Source organism: Thalassospira profundimaris (assembly GCF_003326755.1).
Lineage (GTDB): Bacteria > Pseudomonadota > Alphaproteobacteria > Rhodospirillales > Thalassospiraceae > Thalassospira > Thalassospira profundimaris_B.
The window spans coordinates 1-12,536 of record NZ_JPWH01000032.1 but is presented as its reverse complement, the minus strand read 5'-3'; the positions used below and the strand labels follow the sequence as shown (position 1 = coordinate 12,536).

The window sequence follows — 12,536 nt, the reverse complement described above, 5'->3', positions numbered from 1 at the left end:
CTTCTGTCAATCAGAGTAGATTGTACCGCACAAGGTGCATTTGTTAATATGAAGAAAATTCGGGCCGTTTTCTACAAAACGACAGGTGGTATTGAGCCTGTTCGGGAATTCCTGAAGGAGCACAGTGCTCCGGACAAAAGAATCGTCGGAGCAGATATTGCGACTGTAGAGTTTGGCTGGCCGATAGGAATGCCAACCTGCAAGCCTCTTGGAGAGGGTCTTTGGGAGGTCCGGAGCAATATCTCGGATGGCCGGATCGTCAGAATAATTTTTTGTATCATAAATGGTCAGATGATTTTGTTGCACGGTTTTATCAAAAAAGACCGAAAAACGCCGAAGGTCGACCTCGATCTTGCAAAGCATCGCAAAAAGGAGTTGCAGTGATGGCAGCTGAACATATTGGATCTTCTTTTGATGATTTCCTTTCCGAGGAGGGGATTCTTGAAGAGGTCGAAGCCGTTGCTGTCAAGAGAGTGATTGCTTGGCAGATTCAACAGGAAATGCAGCAGCAGCATCTTTCCAAAAAGATGATGGCAGAACGAATGCAGACCAGTCGTACCCAACTTGAGCGACTGCTTGATCCCCTTAACGACAAGGTTCAGCTTGATACGATTATACGGGGTGCAAAGGCCGTTGGTCGTAAAATCAAGCTTGAGCTGGCTTGATCCTTATTGCTTTTTATTTCCAACAGATAGGGCCGCTCCTTTGGAGCGGCCCTATCTGTATTTCTGTGCTGTTTGCCAATTCTGAATATGAAACAATGGCTGCGCAAACTGGTATCAGGCCTGCGAAATCTGGTCGCGTCCGGCATTTTTGGAACTGTAAAGTGCCTGGTCCACCCGGTTGATGATCGATGACAGGATCTCACTGTCGCGATATTCGGTGACACCGGCGCTGATGGTCAGCGAGATGTTTTCGCGGCCAAAACGAACGCCGTTTTGACGGATCATATCGGCAATGCGCCGGGCGACTTGCATGGCATTGCTGCGGTCGCGGCCCGGCAGCAGGATAACAAATTCGTCCCCGCCCCAACGGCAGAGCGTGTCTTCATCGGAAATCTGGCTTCTGATCATGGATGCCACCTCGCGCAGGGCCGTATCCCCGCCGGGATGACCATAGGTGTCGTTGATTTCCTTGAACTGGTCCAGATCCAGGCAGATCATGGCCAGCGGTTCCTTGCGGCGTCGGCAGGCCTTGGTGACTTTTTCAAATACCAGGTCAAAAACCTGGCGGTTGCACGCCGATGTCAGCTTGTCGAATGATGCCAGTTCTTCAAGCCGTTTCTGATAGCTGCGTATGGTGAAATAGGCGGTAAAACCGACCAGTAATGTGATGAACAGTGAAATCGCGATATTGATCAGAAGCGTATTTTCAATACGCTGGTCGCCGATATGTTCGTGCTGTTCGACCAGCAGCAACCAGTTGAATTCGGGGACCAGGCGGCTATTGACGAAAATGGTTTCATTGCCGTCATTGTAACTGAGCGACGTTCCGGGAGATGTCAGAATCTGGGTCGCCAGCGGGCTGATGCTTTCATGCGCCTGAAGGGTTTTGTCATCGCCAAAATCGCTGCCATGCAGGGTAATATTACCCTGGCGGTCGGAAAAATAGATCGTGCGGCCATATCGCTTCTGATAGGTCTCGATCAGGTTGGTCACGGAATTGACCGCCAGGCCGACGCCAGTTACGCCAATGACTTTGCCTTCGTAATCGCGAACCTGGTAATTGACAAAAATCGTCAGGCGGGACCGGTCAGCCGTGTCGTGATCTACATTGATTTCATAGGGTTCTTTCATGTCCCGGGAATGAAAATACCAGGAATCATCGGGGTCGTCGGGCGAAACCTGCTTGATAATCCCGTCCGTGTGGTAATAGTTCCGGGTTTTATCCGAGACAAAAAACGCTGTCACCGTGCCGTAACGTTTCTGGATTTCACTTAAATAACGTGTGACCTGTTGCGTGTCTTTTTCGCCATTCAGGGTCCAGTCACGGAAAAACGTGTCATGCGCCATCAGCGAGGAAATGAAAATCGGCTGAAGCAGGTCACGCTGGATTTCGGAATAGATATTGTCGCTGGTCAGCGGCAATGTGCTTTCGGCAATCTGTTCCTGCAGGGAATCACGTGCGACATAAAAGCTGACAAAGCTGGTGGTGAGAAACCCTATTCCCAGCAGGATACACAGGATCAGGGCGAAATGTAGCTTCTTTCCCGGCACGTTCGATTCCATTTTAAAACAGTCTTGCGCCGACGAAGGACGCGATATTTGCATTTGTGAATATGCAATCTATGAGAAAATTGCCTGTAACACCATGCTCCATTTACTATCTGTAATGATAGGTTTTCCCATATTTTACACGAAAAAACCCGGTCACATACAGGTATGACCGGGATTTTTAAACGTTAAGCCGTGTTTGTGACGAATTTCACTATCGCCGGAAAATAACCGTCTTGCTGCCATTGCGAAAAACGCGGTGTTCGCAGTGCATTTGGATGGCGCGGGAAAACACGACCGATTCAATATCGCGACCGATTTCCACCATGTCTTCGGCGGTCATGGTGTGGTCCACCCGTTCGACAGCCTGATGAATGATCGGGCCTTCATCCAAATCGGCAGTCACATAATGTGCCGTGCCACCAATCAGCTTTACCCCGCGCTTGTGCGCCTGGTGATAGGGCTTTGCGCCTTTGAAACTGGGCAGGAAGGAATGGTGGATATTGATGCAACGCCCTTCCAGTTCCTGGCACAGATCGGTTGAAAGAACCTGCATGTAGCGCGCAAGCCCGACCAGATCAGCCTTGTGTTCGCCAATCAGATCCAGAAGTTTGCCTTCCTGGGCGGCTTTGTTGTCGCGATTAACCGGCAGGTGGTAATAGGGAATGCCGTTCCATTCGACAATGCCGCGCATGTCTTCGTGGTTGGAAACCACGGCGGGAATGTCGATCCCCAAATTGTTTGATGCTACCCGGTGCAGAATATCGTGCAGGCAATGGCCGAATTTTGACACCATCAAAATCACGCGCGGTTTGCGGAAATAGTCGTGCAGTTTCCAGTCCATCGAAAACCGTTCGCCAATCGGCGTGAATTTTTCGACAAATTCGGCTTCGGTGCGCAATGCGCGCCCGGCATCAAACTTGACCCGCATGAAAAACCGGTTGCTTTCCGGGTCGCCAAACTGTTCAAGCTTGGTCACAAATGCCCCTTCATCCGCCAGAAAGCTGGTGACACTTGCGACAATGCCAAAGGTATCCGGGCAGGTGATGGTCAGGATAAAGGTTTTGGATAATTCGGACATTTCCGTTGCGGCTTTCAGTTGGGAATGTGACGTGACCTTGCGATATAAAGGCTGGCCGGGCTGCTGCCAACCCGCTTGTTGCCAGAACGTGCGGGTTGGCAGGTGAACCAAAGGGCTTTTTATGCAAAATACGTAATATTGCGGACTTTGCGACCTCATAGGCCTCACAGGATCGGGAAAACTGGACATTGCCCGCACTTTCCCCAAAAATCCGCTACCAACAGTGCTGTGTGTTGTTCGCACAGGGAATCCCTGTCTGTGAAGCGGTTCAGGATGGCGCATTGGGATGCAACGGATCAAAGCAGGATGCAATTAAACGGCGTCCATGATATGGCGTAGACCACATGCAGGACGGTCAGTTACCGACAGGGGAAGACGGGGCTATTCATTGATCGATTTTCGACCAATCCTTTTCATCATTGGCATTTTGCTCGGCACCCTTGCCATTGGCATGATCGTACCGGGGCTGGTGGACCTGTATTACGGCCATCCGGACTGGCTGGTATTTTCGGCGGCCTCGGCGGTTTCGCTGTTTATTGGCGGTGCCCTGGTGATGATGAACCGGACCGACACCCTGCGTATGACCTCGCGCCAGGCCTTTATCCTGACGACCGCAAGCTGGCTGGTGCTCACAGCGGTTTCCGCCCTGCCTTTTGCCTTTTCCAACCTGAATATGAGCTATACCGACGCGTTTTTCGAGGCGATGTCGGGCATATCGACCACCGGCTCTACGGTGATGGTGGGCCTGGATACGGCCCCGCCGGGCATTTTGCTGTGGCGGGCGTTGCTGCAATGGCTGGGCGGGATCGGGATTATCGTGATGGCGATTGCCGTCATGCCGATGCTGCGCGTGGGCGGGATGCAGCTTTTCCGCATGGAAAATTCCGATAAATCCGACAAGGCCTTTCCCCGGGCGACGCAAATTGCGATGGGCATTTTTACCCTGTATGTCGTTTTTACCATTATCTGGTCGTTTTTGCTGTGGTGGGCGGGCATGTCGGGCTTTGATGCGATCGCACACGCCATGACAACGATTGCCACCGGCGGGTTTTCCACCCGTGATGCCTCGATCGGGTATTACGACAATCCGCTGATTGACGTGATCATCACACTTGGTATGACAACCGGTGCCTTGCCGTTTTTGCTGTATTTGCAAAGCCTGCGCGGCCAGCCCTTTGTCCTGTTTCGCGATTCCCAGGTGCGCTGGTTTGTCACCATTGCACTTACCATTATTCTTAGTGTTGCCCTGTGGCATAGCGAGGTGAACGATGTCAGCTTTCTGACCGCTTTGCGCTTTGCCTCTTTTAATATCATTTCCGTTATGACCGGCACGGGCTATGCCACCACCGACTATGGTTTGTGGGGGGCTTTTGCGGTGGCGGTGTTCTTTTTTGTCATGTTTATTGGCGGTTGTGCGGGGTCCACGACCTGCGGGGTGAAAATCTTCCGTCTTCAGGTGCTCTATGAAATTGCCAAAATCCAGCTGAACCATATGCTGCGCCCGCATGGCGTTTTCATTGCCTATTATAACCGCAAGCCCCTGACCGAGGATGTGACGGAATCGGTTCTCAGCTTTTTCTTTTTGTTTGTGTTCTGCTTTGTGGTGCTGGCCGCCGCCCTGGGGGCGATGGGGCTGGATTTCATTACCGCCATTTCCAGCGCGGGTACCGCGATTGCCAATGTCGGGCCGGGGCTTGGCCCGATTGTGGGGCCGTCGGGTAATTTTGCCACCTTGCCCGACGGGGCAAAATGGATGATGGCGATTGGGATGCTGATCGGCCGGCTGGAGGTCTTCACCGTGCTGATCCTGCTCTCGCCCCAATTCTGGCGTGACTGATTTCAAATAGTGAAATCATATTGCTATATTTGAAAAATAAAACCCCGTCGGGGGAGGACGGGGTTTTACGGGGTATCTGCAAGGGAGTGGACAGATACCGTTACCAGTTGGGGGGCTGGTATAAGGATTTTGTGGTTTTTTGTATTGGCATGACCACTTTGTGTGGCGGCCTGTTTTCTCGAAATAGTACCGGATTTGTCTTTCGCAAGTCCGAAAAGAAGAAAAGGCGACACCAGGCCCAGGGTCAGGAGCGGATCGGGGTTCGGGATAAAGCCCGGCATCGCCTGAAAACAACTATGCCAAAGGCGCTTCTGTTGGTTAAATCGAATAAAATGTTATTTTTGATAGGTAGAAACTATAACTCTGCGACTGTCATTCCGGATGGGCGATGGCGGCATTGACCGGCAGGATCGCGGCAAAGGTTGTTCCGTCCGGTCCGGAGGCGCGCAGGCGAAGCGTGCCGCCATGTGCCATCATCAATTCGCGGGCAATGGCAAGGCCAAGCCCGGTACCGCCCTGGCGTGCGGTGCCGGCAAAGGGGACAAACAGGTTCTTGATGGTTTTTTCCGGCAGGCCGGGTCCGTTATCGGTGATCAGAATCTGAATGGTCTGACGGTGTTGGTGCGGCAACATATCGTCCAGGTCATCGTTGCCTGCGGATGGTGTTGCCAGATCAAGCGGTCCGGCCATATCCGCACTATGTGTCAGTTCTCCACTGTCGCAACGGGTTGCCTGTACCGTCACATGGCTGGCCCCTGCCTCGAACGCGTTGCGGACCAGGTTGCCAAAAACCCGCAAAAGCTGGTCATAGTCGGCCTCGATCACCAGTTCGTCGGCAATATCAAGGGTGACATCACGTGTGTGTCGTGAAGAATCCGGCATGGCAACGGGCCGGGCAGCGAGATCGGACTCCTCAAGGTGGGGAGGATTTTCGGTGGCAATCTGTTCCAGAATGGTTTCGCTACATTCTTCAAACAGTTCGCGCAGGGTAAAACGCGCAATATCAAGTACCGGCGGGGCTTCACGGGCATAGGACAGGGTTTGTTCGCTGATGTAAACCGCACGCTCCATTGATGCGAGCAGGCGTGGCAGTACGGCGCGGACCTCTTTGTCCTCGCTGCTGGCAAGGCGTTCGGTCATCAGCATCGAGGTGGCAAGGGCATTGCGCAAATCATGGCTGATTTTGGTCGCGGCCGTGCCGAGGGCGGCAAGACGGCGACGCTGATTGAGCATGGCCTGCAAGTCATGCTGCATATTGGCCAGTTCCTGCTGGGCGATGCCGATTTCGTCCTCGCGCTGGTCGGGCACGATGATGTTGGCGTTATCCTGCGGGTTGCGGCGAAACCGGATCATTTCACGGGTAAAGCGCCGCATGGGCCGGACCAGCAACAGGTTCAGGGCAAAATAAACCAGGGCAGCGGTGCAAAACGAAATCACCAGTGACAGCCCCAGCACCCGCCAGCCAAATTCGTACATTTCGTGGGCCAGTTTGCTTTCATGGACCAGAATTTCAATTTTGAAATTCGGTGCCATTGACGGCATGCCCATCACGCGCAACATGCGGTCTTTGGGCTGGATCAGGGTTTCAAATGCTTCCGAGATGGCTGAGGCGAAGGAAAACTGCCCGAGATCGACATTGTGATCGACTTTTTCGGGCATATCGTCACGTTGCAGCAGCAATTTGCGGTCATCGCGACGCAGGACAACCGCCTCGACACCGGCATTGGACAGTAATTCGCGGGCCAGGTCCTTTGACACCATCAGGTCGGGGGTGGCTTCCAGCGCCAGGGCGGCCAGATAGGCCGAATCAAGATGGGCGCGCAGCCAGTCAATACGAAAGCGCGCGACTGACGGGGCAAAAACGAAGATTTCGGCCAGCATCACAAAACCGACCGTCAAAAACAGCAACCGGGCCGAAAGCGACTTGGTCCAGGGGGGGAGACGAAGATGTGGTCTGTCCATAGGGCGGCTTCATGTTGTGGGCGGTGGGGGCGCGATGTGCCGTACCATGCTGCATGTTCGTGTTTGCCGGTGCAAACCGGGAATTGTCAGTTTATCCCAAAGCCAGCAAGAACCGCACAATTTTACGGGTTTTTTTGCTAAAAAGGCTGGGCGTGTACCAGGCCCCGGCCACCCGCTTGGAAATTTCGCCCAGCGTGGGGTAGGGCGCAATATGGCCCGCCACGGCACCAATTTTCAGTTTCCGGTCAATCGCCAGCGACCACAGGCCAATCAGTTCGCCTGCCTGTGGCCCGGCAATGCCAGCCCCCAGAATGCGCCCGGACGAGGTGGTGACGATTTTGATCAGTCCGTCGGTGCGCCGTTCGGTCCGGGCACGGTCATTGTCCGCGTAATGCCAGCTTGCGGTGCGAATGCAATTGCCATGCGCTTTGCGTGCGGCATCCTCGTTCAGGCCGACCTGGGCAATTTCCGGGTCCATATATGTCACCCACGGTACGGCGCGGTAATTGACTTTGGCAGGCAGGCGAAACAGGGCATTGCGGATGACAATGCCCGCATCATAGGACGCCATATGGGTAAATTGCAGGCCGCCCGTGACATCGCCAATGGCAAAAATGCGCTTGTTGCTGGTGCGCAGGCGGGCATCTACCTGTATTGCCCCATTGCGACACGCCACCCCGGCCTCGTCCAGGCCCAAATCCTCGATATTGGCGTGGCGGCCGGTGGCAATCAGCAGGTGGCTGCCTTCAAGGGTCAGTTCCGCGCCCTTGTGCATCATGGTCAGGCGGTAATCCGTACCATGTCGCACCACCTGCTTTGCCATTGCGTTTTCATACAGGCTGACGCCCTCATTTTCCAGCGTCTGGCGGGCGATCGCCACCAGTTCCGGGTCATCTTTGGGCAGGATCCGGCCCTGTTCGGTCACGGTCACACGGGCACCCAGTCTTTTATGGGCCTGTGCCATTTCGATGCCAATCGGCCCGCCGCCGACAATAATCAGGTGTCGGGGGCGGGTATTATTGTCAAAAATGGTTTCATTGGTCAGAAACGGCACATCCAGAAGCCCCGGTATGGGCGGGATAGCGGCGTGTGACCCTGTGGCAATGACAAAACGTTTCGCCCGCACGGTTGTGCCCCCGGCAACAAGAGTTTTGGGGCCGGTAAAGCGCGCCTGATCGTTGATGACGGTGCAGCCCAGCCGTTCAAACCGTTCGACGGAGTCATGGGGCGCAATACCGGCAATCACATCGCGCACATGCGCCATCACAGCGGCAAAATCAATGTCGGGCGGGCTGGTATGCAGGCCAAATTCGGGGCTGCGGGTGATGGCATGGGCATGATGTGCCGCGGCCAGCAAGGCCTTGGAGGGCACACAGCCGGTATTAAGACAGTCGCCGCCCATGCGGCCCTTTTCAACCAGAACCACGCGCGCGCCCATCTGCACCGCCCCCGCCGCGACAGACAACCCGGCCGATCCGCCACCAATAATGCAAATGTCGGTGTCAATATGGCTGGTCATGATGTCGGGCTTCCGGCCTTGTGTTTGCGGTATTTTTTATAAGCAACCGGGATCAGGGCCAATATCGCCAGCCCGATGATCGGGGTTAAAATGCGCGGATCAAAGATAATGCCAAAATCCGGTGTTTTGCCCTGGTCAAATAGCGCGCCCAAACCATCGCCAATCGACACATACACAAATGTACCGGGGATAATGCCAATCAGCGTGCCTAGTAAAAAGGCGCGAATTTTTACACCCAGCAAAGCAGGGACCAGATTAACCAGCCAAAACGGAAAAAGCGGGACCAGGCGCAACACCATCAGATAGGACAGGGCATCCTCGGCAAAGCCATCCTGCATTTTGCGAAGGGCATTTCCCGCTTTGGCGCGCATATAGTCATAAAACGCATATCGCGCGGCCAGATAAACGATCAACGCGCCAAGGGTTGCGGCCGTGACAACATAAAGGGTGCCGGCTGTCACTCCGAACAGAAAACCGCCTACAATTGTCAGGATCGACCCGGCAGGCAGCGACAGGGCAACAACAACAATATAAATCAGCATAAAGACCGCAACGCTTAAAACCGGGTTTTGCGCCACCAGGCCTTCCAGTTCGTCGCGATGAACATGCAGGGTTTTAAAAGACAGAAAATCGGTTGCCCCCAGGCAATAGGCTATGACCAGACCGGCAATCAAAACCCCGATCGGAACCAGACGGTGCAGCGCAAAACGCGATGATCCGCGTTCCGCTGTGTCCGCAGGGCGTCCTTTGTGCGGTGTGCGGTTTGAAAAGGGCCGGTTACTGGCTGTCATCAAGGCGCTCGTTGGTGGTTCTGATTATGTAACGTTCGGCAGGGGTGATATGTGCCGTCAATATTGAGGATGTGTGTTGCAAAGCCGTCTCACAACATCTCACGTATCTTTCTGACAATAGAACCTTATTTGCCCTTTGGCACATGAACTGCTTTCACCATTGCGTGAAGAAAACTTGCGGTTTTGTTCGGGCATGGAAGGGGGATTATCGCGTTTTGGCCCTTGGTCGACCCGGCCATTACGGGCAGGCGCGATGCCATAAAAATGTTCTTTAAAAAAAGGATCTTGAACGAACAAAGGGTATTTTGGGGCGGTTTTCCGCCTGCCGATGTCTTGACGTTGGCAAGTGTCGGGCGTAGTCTGCCTGCGCGTGGGATTTGTTGACCGGCTTGCGGCCACGTTAAAAACCGCTAAAGAGGACAGGATGGCATCGCCCCCCTGACCTGATCATGTGCCGGTCGGGTTTTTTTATGCCCGGTTTACGCAACGCAGCCGGGCACAGGAGCAAGACGATGACGACCGACAAAAAGGCTTCCGATACATGGCGCCCTGCCACCCGTTCCGTGCGCGGTGGCACCAAACGCAGCGGTTTTAACGAAACGTCCGAAGCCATTTTCATGAATTCCGGCTATGTCTATGACAGTGCTGCCGAGGCGGAAGCCTCGTTTGATGGCAGTGGGCCGGAACGTTTTGTCTATTCGCGTTTTGCCAACCCCACCGTTGCCATGTTCGAGGAACGCCTTGCCCTGCTCGAAGGGGCAGAACATTGTCGCGCCACCGCATCGGGCATGTCGGCGGTCTGGAATGCGCTGGCCGCCTGCACCAAGGCAGGCGGGCGTGTTGTGGGCTCACGCGCCCTTTTTGGCTCTTGCGAATTTATTCTCACCACCCTGTTGCCGCGTTTTGGCGTTGAAACCGAACTGGTTGATGGCACGGACCATGCTGCCTGGGAAAAGGCGCTGTCCAAACCGGCCGATGCGGTTTTTCTTGAAACCCCGTCCAATCCGACACTGGAAGTGATCGACATTGCCTTTGTTTCCGAACTGGCCCACAAGGCCGGTGCCAGGGTTGTTGTCGATAACGTTTTTGCAACACCGATTTTGCAGCATCCGTTTGAGCTCGGTGCCGATGTGGTTGTCTATTCGGCGACCAAGCATATCGATGGTCAGGGCCGGTGTCTGGGCGGGGCGATCCTGTTTAACGACAAGGAATGGCACGATAACCATTTAACCCAGTTTTTGCGTCATACCGGGCCGAGCATGAGCCCGTTTAATGCCTGGACCTTGCTGAAGGGACTTGAAACCCTGAGCCTGCGCGTGGATGCCCATATTCGCAATGCGACAGAACTGGCAAATTTCCTGTCCGAACAGCCGCAGATTTCCAATGTGATCTATCCGGGTCTTGCCAGCCATCCGCAGCATGAACTGGCGATGAAGCAGATGTCGGGACGTGGCGGCGGGTTGATCGCACTGGAACTGGCCGGGGGTAAAGCGGCTGCCTTTTCATTGCTCGACAATCTTCAGCTTATTGATATTTCCAACAATCTTGGCGATGCCAAAAGCCTTGCCACCCATCCCTGGACGACAACGCACCAGCGTGTTCCGGCCGAAGACAAGGTGACAATGGGCATTACCGAGGGCATGTTGCGTCTTTCTGTCGGGCTGGAAGATATTGATGATCTGAAAGAAGATCTGTTCGCGGCGTTGAACGTATAGTCTATTGCACAACCTGACAGGGTATCCATTCGGCCCGCCATGTGCGGGCCGTTTCTTTTTTAAGGATTTATGGCACAAATATTGGACGCTTTGCGTTTAGAAAGGTAGCGATTTGAACCGTGACTGTCTAAATGCTGAAAAATGGAAAACCGGATTATCCGTTTTGCGGGGTGATCCGGTCTGGAGTTCTGAATGTACAAGGCTGTAACACATAACATCAGAGTGTCGGTGACACCGAGCTTTCTTGATGAACAGTCAGACCCGGATCGGCATCGTTTTGTCTGGGCCTATCGTGTTCTGATCGAGAATTTGGGAAGTCGTGCGGTAAAATTGCTGCGCCGACACTGGAAAATTACCGATTCACGCGGGACGACCCAAATCGTCGATGGTGAGGGTGTCGTGGGCGAACAGCCGGTGATCGAGGCGGGGGAAAGTTTCAAATATACCAGCGGTGCGCCGCTCTCGACGCCAGGTGGTTTTATGGTGGGGCATTATGTGATGGAGGACGGCGATGGAAACCAGTTTAACATTGAAATTCCGGCTTTCTCACTTGATAGTCCGCACAGTAGCGTGACATTGAACTGATTGAAAAAGACAGGGAACCTTTGCCAGGGTCAGGTGCAAAGAACCGTTCAGGACAGATAAAGAGGAACAAATATGTGCAATGAGGAAACGGCAGTGAACCGCCCCAGCCGTGAAGAGGCTGAAGAAGCGGTAAGGACATTGCTGCGCTGGGCGGGAGATGACCCGGAGCGTGAAGGTTTGCTGGGAACGCCTGATCGTGTTGTACGCTCTTATGGCGAGTTTTTTGCCGGTTATCAGCAGGATCCGGCGGAAATATTACGCCGTACCTTTGAAGAAACCGACGGCTATGACGAAATTGTCCTGTTGCGCGACATTCGCGTTGAATCCTATTGCGAACATCACATGGTGCCGATTATTGGGGTTGCCCATGTTGCCTATCTGCCGCGCAAGCGTGTTGTCGGTATTTCCAAACTGGCCCGTGTGGTCGAGGTTTATGCCAAGCGTTTGCAAATCCAGGAAAAAATGACCTCGCAAATCGCCAACACCATTCAGGAAGAGCTTGATCCCCTGGGTGTTGCTGTTGTTATTGATGCCAATCACCAGTGCATGAGCACGCGCGGGGTTCACAAAACCGGTGTCTCGATGGTCACAAGCCGTATGCTTGGTTCTTTCCGGGATGACCCTGATACGCGTCGTGAATTTTTCTCCATGATCGGTAAATAAATTTCTGTCAGGGAAATGTTTTTCGCGGGCCGCATCGCGTTGATGCGGCCCTTTTGCGTCATATTCCCATTTCGTCAGAGGATGGTCCTCCTGCTCTGACATGGTACTGGCTGACGGTGCCAATCGATGTCCGATAAGGTCGCCTCACTTTTCGATTTGGCTATTTTGCA

The 12,536-nt window shown here is 53.8% G+C and carries 11 protein-coding genes and 1 riboswitch; of the genes, 6 read left to right on the top strand and 5 right to left on the bottom strand.

Features of this window, described 5'->3' with window-relative positions; translation table 11 throughout:
• The first annotated feature begins 48 nt into the window (after positions 1-48).
• Together TH25_RS22400 and TH25_RS22395 are read left to right on the top strand one after the other, a co-directional pair.
• Entirely contained in the window at positions 49-384 is a 336-nt protein-coding gene (locus tag TH25_RS22400; protein WP_114090486.1) for a type II toxin-antitoxin system RelE/ParE family toxin, read from the top strand.
• Positions 384-665, top strand: a complete 282-nt coding sequence (locus TH25_RS22395; RefSeq protein WP_114090485.1) for an XRE family transcriptional regulator — start codon at positions 384-386, stop codon at positions 663-665. Before TH25_RS22400 ends, TH25_RS22395 begins: the two co-directional genes overlap by 1 nt.
• Positions 666-779: 114 nt before the next feature.
• Here the strand turns inward: TH25_RS22395 and TH25_RS22390 are convergent, their stop codons facing one another.
• Both TH25_RS22390 and purU read right to left on the bottom strand, forming a co-directional pair.
• The gene (locus TH25_RS22390) at positions 780-2,228 is read right to left on the bottom strand and encodes a sensor domain-containing diguanylate cyclase (RefSeq protein ID WP_114090484.1); all 1,449 of its coding nucleotides are present in this window, start codon (positions 2,226-2,228) and stop codon (positions 780-782) included.
• A 199-nt stretch (positions 2,229-2,427) separates the two neighbouring features.
• Complete coding sequence (gene purU, locus TH25_RS22385) at positions 2,428-3,294, bottom strand: formyltetrahydrofolate deformylase (RefSeq protein ID WP_114090483.1); 867 nt, start codon at positions 3,292-3,294, stop codon at positions 2,428-2,430.
• Positions 3,295-3,682: 388 nt separating this feature from the next.
• Between purU and TH25_RS22380 the strand changes: the two genes are divergently transcribed.
• Complete coding sequence (locus TH25_RS22380) at positions 3,683-5,131, top strand: TrkH family potassium uptake protein (protein WP_114090482.1); 1,449 nt, start codon at positions 3,683-3,685, stop codon at positions 5,129-5,131.
• A 372-nt stretch (positions 5,132-5,503) separates the two neighbouring features.
• Here TH25_RS22380 and TH25_RS22370 read toward each other — a convergent pair whose 3' ends face one another.
• The 3 genes from TH25_RS22370 to TH25_RS22360 form a co-directional block, all read right to left on the bottom strand.
• Positions 5,504-7,093 carry a sensor histidine kinase gene (locus tag TH25_RS22370; protein ID WP_114090480.1) on the bottom strand — a complete coding sequence of 530 codons (1,590 nt, stop codon included), beginning with the start codon at positions 7,091-7,093 and terminating at the stop codon, positions 5,504-5,506.
• A 91-nt stretch (positions 7,094-7,184) separates the two neighbouring features.
• The gene (locus TH25_RS22365) at positions 7,185-8,612 is read right to left on the bottom strand and encodes a dihydrolipoyl dehydrogenase family protein (RefSeq protein ID WP_114090479.1); all 1,428 of its coding nucleotides are present in this window, start codon (positions 8,610-8,612) and stop codon (positions 7,185-7,187) included.
• Positions 8,609-9,403 carry a TVP38/TMEM64 family protein gene (locus TH25_RS22360; RefSeq protein ID WP_114090478.1) on the bottom strand — a complete coding sequence of 265 codons (795 nt, stop codon included), beginning with the start codon at positions 9,401-9,403 and terminating at the stop codon, positions 8,609-8,611. Before TH25_RS22360 ends, TH25_RS22365 begins: the two co-directional genes overlap by 4 nt.
• 360 nt (positions 9,404-9,763) lie before the next feature.
• A riboswitch (SAM riboswitch) is annotated at positions 9,764-9,838 on the top strand.
• Between the two features lie 77 nt (positions 9,839-9,915).
• Between TH25_RS22360 and metZ the strand changes: the two genes are divergently transcribed.
• The 3 genes from metZ to folE all read left to right on the top strand — a co-directional run bounded on the left by metZ (position 9,916) and on the right by folE (position 12,366).
• Complete coding sequence (gene metZ / locus TH25_RS22355; RefSeq protein ID WP_114090477.1) at positions 9,916-11,118, top strand: O-succinylhomoserine sulfhydrylase; 1,203 nt, start codon at positions 9,916-9,918, stop codon at positions 11,116-11,118.
• A gap of 192 nt (positions 11,119-11,310) precedes the next feature.
• Positions 11,311-11,703 carry a Co2+/Mg2+ efflux protein ApaG gene (gene apaG / locus TH25_RS22350; RefSeq protein WP_114090476.1) on the top strand — a complete coding sequence of 131 codons (393 nt, stop codon included), beginning with the start codon at positions 11,311-11,313 and terminating at the stop codon, positions 11,701-11,703.
• A gap of 72 nt (positions 11,704-11,775) precedes the next feature.
• A complete protein-coding gene (gene folE / locus TH25_RS22345; protein WP_114090475.1) occupies positions 11,776-12,366 on the top strand; it encodes a GTP cyclohydrolase I FolE in 591 nt (196 codons plus the stop codon).
• Positions 12,367-12,536 lie beyond the last annotated feature (170 nt).

What these genes read in the sequence shown, in the direction of transcription:
- folE (WP_114090475.1), top strand. Translation starts at nt 11,776, where the DNA reads ATGTGCAATGAGGAAACGGCAGTGAACCGCCCCAGCCGTGAAGAGGCT.
- TH25_RS22395 (WP_114090485.1), top strand. Translation starts at nt 384, where the DNA reads ATGGCAGCTGAACATATTGGATCTTCTTTTGATGATTTCCTTTCCGAG.
- metZ (WP_114090477.1), top strand. Translation starts at nt 9,916, where the DNA reads ATGACGACCGACAAAAAGGCTTCCGATACATGGCGCCCTGCCACCCGT.
- TH25_RS22390 (WP_114090484.1), bottom strand. Translation starts at nt 2,228, where the DNA reads ATGGAATCGAACGTGCCGGGAAAGAAGCTACATTTCGCCCTGATCCTG.
- TH25_RS22365 (WP_114090479.1), bottom strand. Translation starts at nt 8,612, where the DNA reads ATGACCAGCCATATTGACACCGACATTTGCATTATTGGTGGCGGATCG.
- purU (WP_114090483.1), bottom strand. Translation starts at nt 3,294, where the DNA reads ATGTCCGAATTATCCAAAACCTTTATCCTGACCATCACCTGCCCGGAT.
- apaG (WP_114090476.1), top strand. Translation starts at nt 11,311, where the DNA reads ATGTACAAGGCTGTAACACATAACATCAGAGTGTCGGTGACACCGAGC.
- TH25_RS22360 (WP_114090478.1), bottom strand. Translation starts at nt 9,403, where the DNA reads ATGACAGCCAGTAACCGGCCCTTTTCAAACCGCACACCGCACAAAGGA.
- TH25_RS22400 (WP_114090486.1), top strand. Translation starts at nt 49, where the DNA reads ATGAAGAAAATTCGGGCCGTTTTCTACAAAACGACAGGTGGTATTGAG.
- TH25_RS22370 (WP_114090480.1), bottom strand. Translation starts at nt 7,093, where the DNA reads ATGGACAGACCACATCTTCGTCTCCCCCCCTGGACCAAGTCGCTTTCG.